Raw genomic sequence first — 14,828 nt, forward strand, 5'->3', positions numbered from 1 at the left:
CCGTGGGAGGCGGCTTGCCGGCGATGGCGTCAGTTCAGTCACTGATGTGGCGCTTCTGAAAGCGCATCGCCGGCAAGCGGCCTCCCGCAGTAGTCCGTGGTTGCAGCAAGACTTGGGTATAACGCTGAGCACAAGCATGGGCATGATCGGCGTGCTTGAGATCACGCTGATTGTTCCTACGCTCCGCGTGGGAATGCCTCCCAGGACGCTCCGCGTCCGCTCTTGAATGTGGCGCAGATGCGTGGACAAGCTCCAGCGTTATCCACGTCATGCTCTCGGCTCACTGAATCCTCAGTCTGTGCCATTTGTGACGCGGAGCGTCACGGGAGGCATGCCCACGCAGAGCAAGATCACGATGACGCCTACATCTGGCCGATAAACAGAAGCCCTTGGCCGATCCGCATTCCAGCCCTTCCATACACTCTGCTCATCGCTTACCTCTTCGGAGCTTCTGCATGAGTTACCTCATTTCCCTCGCCATCGGCGCAGCCGTCGGCCTGTTGTACGGCGCACTGGATTTCCGCTCGCCCGCACCGCCTGCCATTGCGCTGGTCGGTCTGCTGGGTATGCAACTGGGTGAACAGGCCTGGCCGATGGGCAAGCACCTGCTGACCTCCTGGGTTTCCTGATCTTCAGTCTTCCATTCTCAAAAAAGGCCTCCTCAATGAATGCCCTGCAATTCTCCCGAACCGGCGACCTCGCCGCCCTGCAATACGTCGAACTGCCAACACCCAAGCCTGCCGAAGGCGAAGTACTAATCCAGGTAAAAGCCGCCGGCCTCAACCCCAGCGACGTGAAGAACGTGCTGGGTCGCTTCCCCTACACCACACTGCCGCGCATTCCCGGTCGCGACTTTGCGGGTGTGGTCATTGAAGGCCCGCAAGCGCTGATCGGTCAGCACGTCTGGGGCACCGGCAAAGAGCCAGGCTTCTTTCGCGATGGCTCGCATGCCGAATACATCACCCTGCCTGCCGCAGGCGTCGCCCTAAAACCCGAAGCCTTGAGCTTCGTTCAGGCCGCGAGCCTCGGCGTGCCTTACACCACCGCCTGGGATGCACTGCAGCGCAGCCTGGTAAAAAGCGGCACACGCCTGCTGGTCATCGGTGCCAATGGCGCGGTCGGCAGTGCAGCCATGGCGCTGGGCAAGATTCTCGGCGCTCAGGTGCTGGGCGCAGTGCGTCGTCCCGAGCACCTGCAGGCGCTGGAAGCCGACGGTTTCGCCGGACTGTTGCTCGATACCCCGGAGAGCCTCGGCAGTCAGGTCGACGAAGTCTTCAAAGGTGGCGCCGACGTGATCTTCGACACCACCGGCTTCTGGCTGCCGGCCGCCGTCCCTGCGCTGGCGCCGTTCGGCCGCATCGCAATCATTGCCGCGCCCGCTGGCGGCCACGTGCAACTGCCTGCGCTGGCGCTGTATCGCAAAGGCGGATCGGTGGTGGGCATCAACTCGCTGCTCTACGACTGCGCAACGTGCGCCACTATGCTGGATCAGTTCGGTCAGTTCTTCGATCAGGGGCTGCTGGCGCTACCGGGCGATCTGGTTGAATCGCCCTTGAGTGAAGGTGTTGCGCGCTATACCGAAGTCAACGAGGGCAGGGGAGACAAGATCATTCTGGTGCCTTGAAACCGTAATCAGTTGTCCAGTGCAAGCAACTGCACGAACACCGCGAAACTGCCCAGAAACAGCCAGAAAAAACTGAACAGCCAAGGCGTGCGCTTGGAGAACAACAGTGATTTCTTCGGCCCGGTTTCGCTGGACTCCCAGTCGCTGAACAGCGGCGAGTCGTCATAGGTCAACCCGATGACCGGCTCGCTGCGCAGCAACCCCGCCTGCTTGCGATGCCAGTGCATGATGATGTCGCACGCCGCCCGAATGCCCGGCCACGCCGCAATCGTGCAGAACAGCCCCAGCAACGCCAGCATTGGTGGCACCACCAGCGTGAACATCACGCCCCAATCCGTGTTCGCGTTTGCCATCGACGACGCATAGGCAATCACCAGAAACGACTGCGCCGACAAATAGGCGTTGGTGCGGTTCGACAGGTTGGTCGTTTCGTAATGAATCTCGCGCCGATAGAAATCCAGCCGTTCCTTGGGCGAGCCGAACAATTTGACCTGTTGCTCATCGACGACGTGCTCGGGCGTCTCGTCTGTGATAATTCTGGGCACTGTGAATTGATACCGAATGTTAAAGATGCTGGGTAGACCCTGATTCAAGTTGAGCAGTTCGACCAAAATTGCCCGAACGGGGACCGTTCATCCTGTAAATCCGGCGACACGACAAGGACCTCGTCATGAGCACGACCCCAACCCTGCAAACCGAGCGCCTGCTGCTGACTCCGCTTCAGCTGGCCGACGCACCCGCCATGCAGCAGCTTTTTCCGCAGTGGGAAATCGTACGATTCTTGAACAATCGCGTGCCCTGGCCGTATCCCGAAGACGGCGCGCTGCGCTACATCCAGGACGTCGCCCTGCCAGCCACCGAGCAAGGCACCCAGTGGCACTGGATGATCCGCCTGCACACCGCGCCGCACGACATCATCGGCAGCATCAGCCTCATGACCACTCCCGGCAACAACCGCGGCTTCTGGCTGCACCCGGACTGGCAAGGTAACGGCTACATGCAGGAAGCCTGCGTGGTGATCAACGCGTTCTGGTTCGAAACCCTCGGCCAACCCGTGATGCAGGTTCCCAAGGCTGCACCGAACGGAGGGTCGCGGCGGGTTTCGATCAAGGAAGGCATGCGATTGGTGTCGACGGGGGAAAGTGATTACGTGAGCGGCAGATTCCCGGAGGAGATCTGGGAGATGACGCGGGAGGAGTGGGTGGGGCGTAGTAATAGGTGATGCCTTGTCTGACTGCGGAGTTCAGCTGACTCGCTAGGCAGTAAGGGCTTGAAGCTGTACCTTCTCCAACCAGTCGATACGGGGCGAGATGTTAAAACGGATGCAGGTCAGCCAAGGCATGGATGAAAAGAAACTCAAAATCATGGTGTCCTCTACGGTCTATGGGGTTGAAGAACTACTTGACCTTGTTTATACGCTGCTGACCAGTTTCGGTTATGAGGTGTTGATGTCGCATAAAGGCACCCTGCCCGTATCTTCGGAACAGACCGCATTCGAAAACTGCCTAGCAGCGGTGAAACAGTGTGACCTGTTCCTAGGCATCATCACGCCTCAGTACGGCAGTGGTGTAGACAATACAGGCATCTCCATCACCCATCAGGAAATGAAGGCCGCCATCGCGTTGAAAAAGCCGCGTTGGTTTCTGGCTCATGATCATGTGGTATTTGCGCGTATTCTGCTGAGGGACCTTGGCTACAATGATCAGCAACAAAGACAGAGCCTCAGCCTGAAGCACAAGGCAACGTCGATCACCGATCTGAAAGTCATCGACATGTATGAGGATGCCACCATGGAGCAGTTGCCGTTGAATGAGCGTCAGGGTAACTGGGTTCAGAAATTTGAGCGCGATGGTGAAGCGGGCCTGTTTGTGACGGCACAGTTTTCTCGCTATCAGGACCTTGAGCAGCGCCTCAGGGAGAACATGGGTGACAGTGCGCAGGTCGCCCGGCGCTTGAGAGGCGGCGATGAATAAAACGCCCTCCCAACTCAAGACACTGCTGCAATTGGGTGAAGATCAGAACATCGAAGTCAGGACGCAAGCCAGCGTCGAGATTTGCGGCCCGCTGGTGTGCGCCTATCTCAACTCCCAGGGCGGTTATGTGCTCTGCGACATTGACGCGGATAGTCCGACGCTTGGCCTTGAAGAGGCGCAACACGCCGCGCAAACGCTGGAGCTCGAACTCAAGGATCAGATCCGGCCTCCTGTACTTTTTTCAGTGGAAGTACAGGAGGTTGATGGACGCCGAGTGCTCGGCATTGAAGTTCCTTCAGGCAAAGACATTCCCTATGCTTTTCGCGACGCCATTTATGTTCGCCAAGGTCATCAGGCGTTGAGGGCAGGTGTTGACGTCATTCGTGACATGATTCTGCGCAAACAGATTGAGCCTGAGCGTTGGGAGCGACTGTTTTCTTCCGAACTGGACGAGGAGCAGCTATCGCGTTCCGCCTGCCAGAAGTTGCTCGCGGCCTCACGTACGCCAACTGATGCCAGAGAATCCGGGCAAGGTCTTCTGCATCAGTTGCAGTTCTTGTCGCTCGCGAAATATGGCCGCCTTACTAACGCTGCGGATGTTCTGCTGGCCGAGGACCCTGTACGTCGACACCCTCAAGCTCGTGTTCGAGCTGTCTGTTATCGCAGCAAGGCGGCCGATGAGTATCAGGACTTACAGCATTTTGCCGGCCCGATGACTCAAGTCATCGAGCAACTGATTGCTTTCATCATGCGTAACACCCCATCGAGAGCGCGCTTCACTCAGGGCAGCAATCAGCGAGAAGACGTGCCGCTTTTCCCGGAGGCAGCGATACGCGAAGGCGTTGTAAACGCTTTTGCTCACAGGGACTACAGCAGTTTTTCTGGCGGAATCAAGGTTGAGGTCAGTCCCGCCCGGCTGGAAATCTGGAATTCTGGAAGCTTGCCCCAAGGTGTCGATGCTGAAAAGCTGCAGCAGGGTCACGTTTCAATTCTTCGCAATCCTGATATTGCCCACGCTCTTTACCTTCAGGGTTATATGGAAAAGCTGGGGCGCGGCAGCGTACTGATTCGTGAGGCATGCGAGCAGAGCGGTCTTCCGGCACCGCAATGGCACTCAGAAGAGTCCTCCGGCGTCACCCTGACGTTCTTCACCCCGGAAGTCGCCCCGGAAGTCACCCCGGAAGTCACCCCGGAAGTCACCCCGGAAGTCGAGCGGCTTATCAGGGCGGTAGACGGCGATGTGAAGCGTGCCGAACTTCAGCGCCGATTGAAGCTGACGGATGCCGAGCACTTCCGCAAACACTACTTGGCGCCTGCGCTTGAGAAGGGCGTGCTCGTGATGACAATCCCCGGCAAGCCTACGAGCAGCAATCAGAGATATCGCCTGACTAGCTTGGGGAATGTCATTCGCGCCAGGCTTGAGAATGGCTGAGAATCTTGGAGTAGTCGTGCCGACGGGCAGACTGCCCTCGACCAGAATCACGCCGTCGCTGCAAACCCCTTCGAACGCGCTTCCATCCTCGCCGTCAGAACTTCCGGCGTCGCCCGCTCGGCCTTTGAAGCCGTCTGATTGAAAAACATTCCGTCAAACTGATACCCGATTGTTCGGTCACGCTGGCGTAGTTGGAGTCGATGTTGGCCGCGTCGAAATTGCCGCTGCCGCCACCGATGGTGCTCATGCCGGCGCAGAAGGGCGTAACGCACAGACTGATACCAAAGCCGAGGCTCTTTTCATCCACTTTGTAGGTGTTGTTTTCCTGCAAGCTTTCGATATTGAGGTCGCCACCGACGTCGGCGATGACCTTTTTGCCGCTTGCTACCGCGCCTTTGATCTGGGTGTCGAGTTAAAAGCAGGAAAAGTCTGATTATCTGATCGGACGAGCTTTCTTGAACCTCAAGCCACAAGGGGATCAAAAAACAATGCCTACTTCAGACCTTTCTCAGGAGAAAATAGAAAAATAGGGGGCAGGCTATTATTTTTTAAAAAATAAGCAAAGCCGTGCTTTGACCCCTATTTTTGCACTCGAGCTATAATTTTTGGCTGCAGTCCTCGTTTCAAGTATTTCGGCGCTTGTCGCTACACCAGTCGTCTCGTCAACAAACAAACGTATTGAAACTCGGCGGTCGTCACGGGCCTGCTGGCAGTTACGTACCAAGGTAATCCTGCCAAGTCATTCAATCCCTGCGGCAGCACCGCGTACCGACCCGGCAGGTCCATCTGCTTCTGTTCAACTCTTCAACGCTGGCAAAGACAGCACTTCATCGTACTGGGGCCAGTCTTCCCTTGCGCGCTTGAGCACACCCTGCATCAACTCATCGAACTCAGGCACTGGCTGCTCGGGCGGCAATTGGTCAAAGGGCGCTGCCATCAGCGGATGATCAATCTGCTGCGGATTGGGCAAGCCTTCCCACTGACGTAGACGCAATATATAGAGGACTTCCACTGGCACGCGCTCCAAGTGCCAGTCCTGATTGAAGTCGTAAGAATTCTTCTGGCTCTCTTTGCCGGTTTGCCAAGTGTGGCGGTCACACGCGGCCAACAGACAGGGCATCAGGTCGTCGGGGCTGGGAGTGCGCCACTTGGCCAACAAGGCTTCGTAGATGGGTTCGTCGTAAGCATAAGCAGGCCATTGATGCGAGACATCGCCCACCCAATCGGCAAACACACGCAGCATAAAGGCTTGGGCGCGGCGGTGCTGCTCTTCGTACTCGATTACCAGTTGATGACCACGGTTGAGGGCCGCATGGGTCAAATAGCCTTGGTGGATGACAGCTTCCTTCCAGCCCAGAATCGCCATGGCGGCCATCATGTTGGCAGCGGTTTGGATGCTGTAGTTTTGGCGGCGTCGATCATTGCCTGCCGCTTTGGCAATAATGTCGAACTGGCCCGCCCAGAAGAACAACTGCCAAATTCCTACTTGGTAATAGCGCAGCCAATGGGCCAATTCCAGAAGCCATTGCGGATTATCTGGTGCGGTTGCCAAGACCTTGTGGGCTCGTGTGACGGCCATCCATTCGGAGCTACTACGCGTAACGTTGTCACTATTCGGTACAGGCATTGACGGCTTCGCAAATGCATCGCCGCGCTCAACATATTCACGGATGCCATTCAACTCGTATTCATCTGAGACGTGTGGCCCCTTGGCTATGCGCCCCAGCACGCTCTTGTAGGAGGGCCATTTGGGGTTCACGCCCGAACGCTCGCGCTGAATTACTTCTTGTTCCATGGTTCCACCTTAAATTCTGCTACACCTGTTTGACTAGGGGCGGGAATACCGACTTTGACTGTTACACCTTGAACCTTGGTTTTTCCTGAATCCAAGGCCGCTTGCAAAGCATCGAGTAAAGCAGGATCTGAGTCGACAATTGATTTATTACCCGGCGACCCTAGGGTTGTGCCGGCCGAGTCGTGACTGCTCTCAGGTGTTTTGGCTTTTGAGCCGTTGTCATAAGGCAATTTTGATACTGGTCGATCAGGTAAGGCCTCTATCTTAGCAACCTTCTCGATTCTAGCGATCTCCGCCATTTTTATAAGCTGTGGGCCACCCACCTTGATCCCGCCTTGGCCAGCGCCACGCCGCCCCTGCCGTCGTATTGACAGTCGTCGGGGCTGCTTTGCGAGAACAGGCCGATCAGCAGGCTGGACGCTACTGCACCGCTGCCGCAGCTCTGGGTGCTGGCGGCGGCCCCTCGCGCAGGAGCGAGTTTTTTGATATCAATCTACGGATCGCCATTTAGCTTAACCTAAGCTTTTAATGATGTACTGCCTCAAAAAATTAACGTTTCAGTTGGCGAAGAGTAGTCAAGTGAACGTCTAAATTGCATTTGACTATATTTCCCAAGCGGGATGCTCCACCGAGGAAAAGCGGCAGTTGAAATCCATAAACTTCGCTTTCGTCGAGCGGTCCCAGCTTCTTCAGGGCTTGTTCGAATAAAAATTGACCCTCGCCATTCTCCAGATCATATTTTTCCTTTTCGAACACTGCAAAAAAAGTTTGTATTGCGATACCTGGATTTTTATTCGGTTTCTGTAGCTGGTTTTTTAGAGCGATTATTGCACCTGTGCAACATGAAACGACTATTTTCCGATTGTATTTTTCGCCCCATGCGTACAATTCTCCAAAAGCGTTTCGTGCGATCACATGGTAGTTGTCAAGTCCTTCAATTTCAGTTCCCGCCAACCACATATCAATCAAGTGCTTATAGTCATCAGGGTTGACGGTCCAAAACAATCCATCGGCATAACCGCACCAGCCTTCTTCTTTCCAGTATCCTAGTAAAGTATCCGGCAATATGCTGGAATATTTTAATATTTGCTCTTGAGGTACGTCACGACGAATCGTGGCCTCTCCCACTTCATCTATAAAAGCTTCGAAATCTGGATCTCTCATTTTTGCGAGCCTCTCAGTACCTAAAGCCGGGCATCAAGTTTGGCAGCCAACATTTCCGTTAGGAGAAAATAGAAAAATAGAAAAATAGGGGGCAGGCTATTATTTTTTTTAAAAAATGAGCAAAGCCGTGCTTTGACCCCCATTTTTGCGCTCGAGCTATAATTTTTGGCTGCAGTCCTTGTTTCAAGTATTCGGCGATTGTCGCTACACCAGTATTCTCATCAACAAACAAACGTCTTGAACCTCGGCGGTCGTCACGGGCCTGCTGGCAGTTACGTGCCAAGGTAATCCTGCCAAGTCATTCAATCCCTGCGGCAGCACCGCGTACCGACCCGGCAGGTCCATCTGCTTCTGTTCAACTCTTCAACGCTGGCAAAGACAGCACTTCATCGTACTGTGGCCAGTCTTCCCTTGCGCGCTTGAGCACACCTTGCATCAACTCATCGAACTCAGGCACTGGCTGCTCGGGCGGCAATTGGTCAAAGGGCGCGGCCATCAGCGGATGATCAATCTGCTGAGGATTGGGCAAGCCTTCCCATTGGCGTAGACGCAGTATGTAGAGGATTTCCAACGGCACGCGCTCCATGCGGCAAACCTGATTGAAATCGAACGAATTTTTCTGGCTGTCTTTGCCGGTTTGCCAGGTGTGGCGATCACATGCGGCCAGCAGGCAGGGCATCAGGTCGTCGGGGTTGGCGGTGCGCCAGTTGGCCAGTAGAGCTTCGTAGACAGGTTCATCATATGCATAGGCCGGCCACGGGTGCGATACATCCCCCACCCAATCGGCAAACACGCGCAGCATAAACGCCTGGGCCCGGCGGTGCTGCTCTTCGTACTCGATCACCAACTGATGTTTGCGATTAAGCGCCGCATGAGTGAGATAGCCCTGATGGATAACGGCATCCTTCCAACCCAGGATCGCCATCGCGGCCATCATGTTGGTACCGGTTTGGATGCTGTAGTTTTCTTGGCGAATATAGTTACCGGGGCGTTGATCGTACTGGTGTGCCCAAAAGAATAATTGCCAGACACCGACTTGGTAATAGCGCATCCAATGAGCCAATTCTTGCAACCACTGCGGGTTGTCTGGGGCGGTGGCAAGTACTTTGTAAAGTCTTACCCGCGCCATTTGTTCTGGGATGCTGTCTGTCGCATTATTTTTATTTGGAACCATCATGGGCTCAGTGGGCCTTGCATCCTCCCTAGTGACGTATTCGCGTATCGCGTTGACATAAAACGCGTCCTCAACATACGGCCCTCTGGCGATGCGAGCCAGTACTGATTTGTAGGAGGGCCACCTTGGGTTCACACCCATGCGCTCACATTGATTTATTGTTTGGGCCATGGTTCCACCTTAATTACTGCTTGACCTGTTTTACCGGGTGCTGGCAAACCGACTTTAACGGTAACGCCTTGGACTTTGACTCCCTCGCTTCGCAGCGCGGATCTCAAGGCTGCAGCCAACGCGGGATCGGATTGGGTTATCGGACCATTGTCCAATCACTCTCTCGGTAAAAATTCAACTAGAGGCAGGATTATAGTATTCATCTACTCGCCAAAACCAAGGGTTCGTGTTGAATAAGGAAGAAATCTTTTCGAAATAATGTTTTGAGTTCGGCGCGCCGTCTTGAAAACAGCGGGAAGTTGTCTAAAACGTCTTGGATGTTTTCTGTGACTCTGACCAAATAGCCATTATTTATTTTTTCAACAGGAAAGCCTGCTGCTGCGATTCTATCGGCATCTACTGCTTCTTCAAACTCATCCCCATAAAACATTGCCCAACCGATGTTTGGCACATCCGGCTTCAACGCAGCATTAAATGACCCTATTTGAAAGCTATCATTTTTATTTCTAGTGTCAAGCTCAAGACCCGCAAATTTATGAAGACAGCCAAGTTGAGGAGAAAATAGTTCACACCATTTTTTAAAAAGCAAATACCAATCAACTTTTTCACTGCAGGCGGAGCGAAAATTTAATGAGCCCGGAACTACTTGCGCACGGATATTTTGAGTTTTATGCCGAATATATCCGGTTGATTTGATTGTTTTTTTTCGGCGCCAGGCAAAATCTTCATGAAAGCGAGACGTTGAGCCGTTAACCCGTATCTCCCCTTCAACCCCCCAATAATCTTTACACTCATCTGCGCCCACAAATGAATCTAAAAATTTATCGGCATTATGTGATATTTGCTCGGGCAAAATTAGTCCGTTCCACTCATGTAGCGAGGCAATAAAAGCTTCGCCAAACTTCCAGTCAAAGGTGTCAATCTTTGTTGTAAGCGATATCTGTATGTACGGTTTCATAGTTTATTATACCTCTGAAGGTACGCCAGTTGCTACGGCCCCTGCGCAGGCGATGATGCCGCGCAGGAGAGAGTTTTTGATATCAACGGATCGCCAAATTTAGCTTAACCGAAGCTTTTAGCGATGTACTGCCTAAAAAGTTAACGCTTCAGCTGACGAAGAATAGTCAGATGAACATCTAAATCGCATTTGACTATATTCTTCAAACAAGGTGCTCCACCGAGGAAAAGCGGCGGTTGAAATCCATAAACTTCGCTTTCGTCGAGTGGGCCCAGCTTCTTCAGGGCTTGTTCGAATAAAAATTGACCCTCGCCATTCTCCAGATCATATTTTTCCTTTTCGAACATTGCAAAAAAGGTTTGTATTGCGAGACCTGGATTTTTATTCGGTTTCTGTAGCTGGTTTTTTAGAGCGATTATTGCACCTGTGCAACATGAAACGACTATTTTCCGATTGTATTTTTCGCCCCATGCGTACAATTCTCCAAATGCGTTTCGTGCGATAACGTGATAGTTGTCGATTCCTTCAATATCAGTTCCCGCCAACCACATATCAAGTAAATGCTTATAGTCATCAGGGTTGACGGTCCAAAACAATCCATCGGCATAACCGCACCAACCTTCTTCCTTCCAGTATCCTAGTAAAGTATCCGGCAATATGCTGGAATATTTTGATATTTGCTCTTGAGGTACGTCACGACGAATAGTCGCCTCTCCTGCTTCAGCTATAAAAGCTTCGAAATCTGGATCTCTCATTTTTGCGAGCCTCTCAGTGGCTAAAGCCGGCTTCAAGTTTGGCAGCCAACATTTCCGTTAGGGGAAAATAGAAAAATAGGGGGCAGGCTATTATTTTTTAAAAAATAAGCAAAGCCGTGCTTTGACCCCTATTTTTTGCACCCGAGCTATAATTTTTGGCTGCAGTCCTCGTTTCAAGTATTCGGCGATTGTCGCTACACCAGTCGTCTCGTCAACAAACAAACGTCTTGAACCTCGGCGGTCGTCACGGGCCTGCTGGCAGTTACGTGCCAAGGTAATCCTGCCAAGTCATTCAATCCCTGCGGCAGCACTGCCTACCGACTCGCCAGGTCCTTCTGCCTCTATTCAACTCTTCAACGCTGGCAAAGACAGCACTTCATCATACTGTGGCCAGTCTTCCCTTGCGCGCTTGAGCACACCTTGCATCAACTCATCGAACTCAGGCACTGGCTGCTCGGGCGGCAGTTGGTCAAAGGGCGCTGCCATCAGCGGATGATCAATCTGCCGCGGATTGGGCAAGCCTTCCCACTGACGTAGACGCAATATATAGAGGATTTCCACTGGCACGCGCTCCAAGTGCCAGTCCTGATTGAAGTCGTAAGAATTCTTCTGGCTCTCTTTGCCGGTTTGCCAGGTGTGGCGGTCACACGCGGCCAACAGACAGGGCATCAGGTCGTCGGGGCTGGGAGTGCGCCACTTGGCCAACAAGGCTTCGTAGATGGGTTCGTCGTAAGCATAAGCAGGCCATTGATGCGAGACATCGCCCACCCAATCGGCAAACACACGTAGCATAAAGGCTTGGGCGCGGCGGTGCTCCTCCTCATACTCGATGACCAGTTGATGACCACGGTTGAGCGCCGCATGGGTCAAATAGCCTTGGTGGATGACAGCTTCCTTCCAGCCCAGAATCGCCATGGCTGCCATCATGTTGGCAGCGGTTTGGATGCTGTAGTTTTGTTGGCGTCTGTCATTACCTACGGCTTTAGCCAAAACGTCAAACTGCCCCGCCCAAAAAAACAACTGCCAAATGCCTACTTGGTAATAACGCATCCAGTGTGCCAATTCGGAAAGCCATCGCGGGTCTCCCGTTGCAGTGGCAAGTACTTTGTGAGCCCTTGTCACCGACATCCATTCTGCACGAGCATCTGTTGCATTGTTTCTGTTTGGAACCATCATTGAACGCTTCGGCGAAGCATCCTCGCGAGTAACGTACTCGCGAATACCAGCTATCTCATATTCATCCGAGACATGTGGCCCCTTGGCTATGCGCCCCAGCACACTTTTGTAGGAAGGCCATTTCGGGTTTACGCCCGAGCGCTCGCACTGAATTATTTCTTGGACCATGGTTCCACCTTAAATTCTGCTACACCTGTTTTACCTAGGGCAGGAACACCGACTTTGACGGTCACGCCTTGGACTTTGACGTTTTCAGAAAGCAGCGCTGCTCGCAAAGCATCACGTAACGCTGGGTCCGAATCGGCAATTGAGCTATTACCCAACCACCCTCTCAACCTCGTCTCCGGATCTCCATGCGGCGTACCGGCCTTATTCACGCCATTCACCGAAGACTTCGCATCCATCACCACCACGGTAATCGTATCGCCATCGATCGCCACCGCGCAGCCATCACAGCTGTGGTTGCTACCGTTCTGCAATGGCTTGAAATTGAGGCCGGTTTTTTCGTTGAGGGTTTGAAGGGCCAGTTGCTCGCCCAACACCCCATCATTTACAAGCGAACCGGTCTTCCAATTGGGAAGGTCTGCTGCTGATGTAGGCCCATTTGGCAAACATTTTGCCCGTTTCGCCGAAGCCTTTCGCTTCTTCATATTCCTTCTTGAACTGCACAATCTGCTGCGTCGCCAACCAATTGTTATTCACCGCCGCACCCGCCGCCGTATTAGCGGTAATCGGGTCGATTGAATCACTGGTCGCCGCCAGCCCGGTCACGAGGCTGACGATCAAATTACGTTTGGCTTCGCGCCGTTCTTCGCTTTCGTCGGGGCTGCTTTGCGAGAAGAGGCCGGTCAGTAGGCTGGAGGCCGCTGCGCCTGCGGCACCGCTGCTCTGGCTCCATCTCACCAGGATCTCTTATTCAATTGTCATACTTAAATTCAATATTTATTTTTATATTTTCTACATCCAAACTAACTACACATCCAGACCAGGCTTTTTCGTCTGTGCACAAGCCATTCAGAACAAAATAATGCCTCAACTGCACTAGCAAGTCTGTTAAATCTCCCACTGCGCGACCGTCGGGATCAAACCAATTCAAGTCACCAGTTTTATCAAAGTAATCAAACTCATAGCTGCCGCCGTCGCCTTCGGCGAAAAGCTCCGCTCTGGCTATTATTTTTTTAGCGTCTGAGGGGCCTGCATCAATTAGAAGCTGCCCGATTTTTTCGTAAAGCCGCTGTTCATTCATTAAACCCACCTCCAGGCACATTTTTGAAGTCAACACTCACAGGCCTACAAGCAGGCATGCCTGCAATCAGCTTATCTTCGATGTACTATTAACGCAGCTTGTTTCTCTGCAAAGGTGTACATTGCCATTTTTTCAAAGAAACATCTCTCGCCAAAAAAAATTAATCTCGGAAATCAACGGGGCACAGAAAATTTCTGATGTGCACTCTATATTTTTTGGGCGGGCTTCTCCGTGCAAGCGATCTCCGCCATTTTCTCAAGCTGCGCGCCACACACTTTTCACGATGCTGCCCACCTGGCAGGCAAGTTCGCCGATGGCGCTGCCTAAGGCTTCGGCGTTTTCGCCCGTTTGTCCATGTTAAGCGCGCAACTTACCCATACCCATCAAGTGTTTTCGAGCCATCCACAGGTTCGACAGGGCGAACAGCGTAGTCAGCTGAGCCGTGGTTTTCATCAGCACAAGAAAACGCACTTTCACGTAATCAAACTGGCATTTGATCACCCGAAACGGATGCTCGACCTTGGCCCGTGTCCGCGCTTTGCAGAACTCGATCTTGCGCTTGGCCTTGTAGAGAACGCTGCGTTTATTGAGCCTGGAATATGTGCTGCGCCGCGCCGCGATTTGCCAGATGACCTCACGATTTTCATGCTCTTCACGCTTCTTGACACCGGTGTATCCAGCGTCTGCATAAACCGCGCTTTCTTCGCCGTGCAACAGCTCGGCGACCTGCGTGACATCGGCCACATTGGCAGCAGTGCCATGGACGTGATGAACGAGGCCGGACTCGGCATCGGCACCGATATGCGCCTTCATGCCAAAGAAGTACTGGTTACCTTTCTTCGTCTGATGCATCTCAGGGTCGCGCTCGCCGTCTTTGTTCTTGGTCAAGCTGGGTGCATGAATGATGGTGGCATCGACGATGGTGCCTCGGCGCATTTCTCTTGCAGATAACCGTTGATGAGCGCAGGTGCCAGTTGATGCTTTTCCAGCAGATGCCGGAAGTTCATGATCGTGGTGTTTTCAGGTATCGGGGCGCTCAAGGTCAGGCGTGCAAACTGGCGCATGGGCGTGATTTCGTAGAGCGCTTCTTCCATGGCCGGGTCGCTGAGGAGAACCAGTTTTGCAGCAGATGAATACGCCGCATGGTTTCCAAAGGATAGGGCTTTCTCCCGCCGCCAGCCTCGGGATAGAACGGCTCGATCAGGCCCAGCAAACCCGTCCAGGGCACACCTGATCCATCTCGGCAAGGAAGCGTTCGCGGCGTGTCTGCTTGCGTTTGCCGGCGTATTCGAAACCGAAAAAGCTCATCTGGCTCATGGGCGACTCGGATCAGGTGTTCAGGCGTATTTCATCACATTGG

The 14,828-nt window shown here is 53.2% G+C and carries 17 protein-coding genes and 1 pseudogene; 5 read left to right on the forward strand and 13 right to left on the reverse strand.

Annotated features, from left to right (window positions below):
* Positions 1 to 455: 455 nt before the first annotated feature.
* Positions 456 to 629, forward strand: coding sequence for a DUF1427 family protein (locus tag AC0IXS_RS15715; protein WP_004883022.1), 174 nt, complete (start codon positions 456 to 458; stop codon positions 627 to 629).
* Between the two features lie 35 nt (positions 630 to 664).
* Positions 665 to 1,624, forward strand: coding sequence for a quinone oxidoreductase family protein (locus tag AC0IXS_RS15720; protein WP_471825082.1), 960 nt, complete (start codon positions 665 to 667; stop codon positions 1,622 to 1,624).
* A gap of 8 nt (positions 1,625 to 1,632) precedes the next feature.
* Here AC0IXS_RS15720 and AC0IXS_RS15725 read toward each other — a convergent pair whose 3' ends face one another.
* Positions 1,633 to 2,169 carry a hypothetical protein gene (locus AC0IXS_RS15725; RefSeq protein ID WP_043305041.1) on the reverse strand — a complete coding sequence of 179 codons (537 nt, stop codon included), beginning with the start codon at positions 2,167 to 2,169 and terminating at the stop codon, positions 1,633 to 1,635.
* Positions 2,170 to 2,294: 125 nt separating this feature from the next.
* On the opposite strand from AC0IXS_RS15725, the gene AC0IXS_RS15730 reads away from it, so the two are divergent.
* The 3 genes from AC0IXS_RS15730 to AC0IXS_RS15740 all read left to right on the forward strand — a co-directional run bounded on the left by AC0IXS_RS15730 (position 2,295) and on the right by AC0IXS_RS15740 (position 5,029).
* A complete protein-coding gene (locus tag AC0IXS_RS15730; protein WP_191954999.1) occupies positions 2,295 to 2,846 on the forward strand; it encodes a GNAT family N-acetyltransferase in 552 nt (183 codons plus the stop codon).
* A 118-nt stretch (positions 2,847 to 2,964) separates the two neighbouring features.
* A complete protein-coding gene (locus tag AC0IXS_RS15735) occupies positions 2,965 to 3,597 on the forward strand; it encodes a DUF4062 domain-containing protein (protein WP_471825084.1) in 633 nt (210 codons plus the stop codon).
* Positions 3,590 to 5,029 carry a Fic family protein gene (locus AC0IXS_RS15740; protein ID WP_471825086.1) on the forward strand — a complete coding sequence of 480 codons (1,440 nt, stop codon included), beginning with the start codon at positions 3,590 to 3,592 and terminating at the stop codon, positions 5,027 to 5,029. Before AC0IXS_RS15735 ends, AC0IXS_RS15740 begins: the two co-directional genes overlap by 8 nt.
* A 94-nt stretch (positions 5,030 to 5,123) precedes the next feature.
* Here the strand turns inward: AC0IXS_RS15740 and AC0IXS_RS15745 are convergent, their stop codons facing one another.
* From AC0IXS_RS15745 to AC0IXS_RS15800, 12 genes and pseudogenes are all read right to left on the reverse strand, one after another.
* Positions 5,124 to 5,429: a hemagglutinin repeat-containing protein gene (locus tag AC0IXS_RS15745; protein ID WP_471826241.1), complete on the reverse strand. Its 306-nt coding sequence runs from the start codon at positions 5,427 to 5,429 to the stop codon at positions 5,124 to 5,126.
* A gap of 396 nt (positions 5,430 to 5,825) precedes the next feature.
* Positions 5,826 to 6,500, reverse strand: a complete 675-nt coding sequence (locus tag AC0IXS_RS15750; RefSeq protein WP_449124435.1) for a hypothetical protein — start codon at positions 6,498 to 6,500, stop codon at positions 5,826 to 5,828.
* Positions 6,501 to 6,808: 308 nt separating this feature from the next.
* On the reverse strand, positions 6,809 to 7,147 hold the full coding sequence (locus AC0IXS_RS15755) for a hypothetical protein (RefSeq protein ID WP_471825088.1): 339 nt from the start codon (positions 7,145 to 7,147) through the stop codon (positions 6,809 to 6,811).
* A 226-nt stretch (positions 7,148 to 7,373) separates the two neighbouring features.
* Positions 7,374 to 7,988, reverse strand: coding sequence for a GAD-like domain-containing protein (locus AC0IXS_RS15760; protein WP_471825089.1), 615 nt, complete (start codon positions 7,986 to 7,988; stop codon positions 7,374 to 7,376).
* Positions 7,989 to 8,343: 355 nt separating this feature from the next.
* Positions 8,344 to 9,039, reverse strand: coding sequence for a hypothetical protein (locus AC0IXS_RS15765; protein ID WP_471826243.1), 696 nt, complete (start codon positions 9,037 to 9,039; stop codon positions 8,344 to 8,346).
* 493 nt (positions 9,040 to 9,532) lie between these two features.
* Positions 9,533 to 10,291 (reverse strand): hypothetical protein, encoded by a 759-nt coding sequence (locus AC0IXS_RS15770; protein WP_471825091.1) that lies wholly within the window; start codon positions 10,289 to 10,291, stop codon positions 9,533 to 9,535.
* A gap of 140 nt (positions 10,292 to 10,431) precedes the next feature.
* Positions 10,432 to 11,046, reverse strand: coding sequence for a GAD-like domain-containing protein (locus AC0IXS_RS15775; RefSeq protein WP_471825093.1), 615 nt, complete (start codon positions 11,044 to 11,046; stop codon positions 10,432 to 10,434).
* A 345-nt stretch (positions 11,047 to 11,391) separates the two neighbouring features.
* Positions 11,392 to 12,066 carry a hypothetical protein gene (locus tag AC0IXS_RS15780; RefSeq protein ID WP_471826245.1) on the reverse strand — a complete coding sequence of 225 codons (675 nt, stop codon included), beginning with the start codon at positions 12,064 to 12,066 and terminating at the stop codon, positions 11,392 to 11,394.
* 308 nt (positions 12,067 to 12,374) lie between these two features.
* Positions 12,375 to 12,764, reverse strand: a complete 390-nt coding sequence (locus AC0IXS_RS15785; RefSeq protein ID WP_471825095.1) for a hypothetical protein — start codon at positions 12,762 to 12,764, stop codon at positions 12,375 to 12,377.
* Positions 12,765 to 12,768: 4 nt separating this feature from the next.
* Positions 12,769 to 13,125, reverse strand: a complete 357-nt coding sequence (locus AC0IXS_RS15790; RefSeq protein WP_471825097.1) for a hypothetical protein — start codon at positions 13,123 to 13,125, stop codon at positions 12,769 to 12,771.
* A gap of 13 nt (positions 13,126 to 13,138) precedes the next feature.
* Positions 13,139 to 13,468, reverse strand: coding sequence for an antitoxin YezG family protein (locus AC0IXS_RS15795; RefSeq protein WP_471825099.1), 330 nt, complete (start codon positions 13,466 to 13,468; stop codon positions 13,139 to 13,141).
* Positions 13,469 to 13,825: 357 nt separating this feature from the next.
* Positions 13,826 to 14,785, reverse strand: a pseudogene (locus AC0IXS_RS15800) (IS5 family transposase).
* Positions 14,786 to 14,828: the final 43 nt, after the last annotated feature.

Source organism: Pseudomonas sp. AC016, from assembly GCF_979253365.1.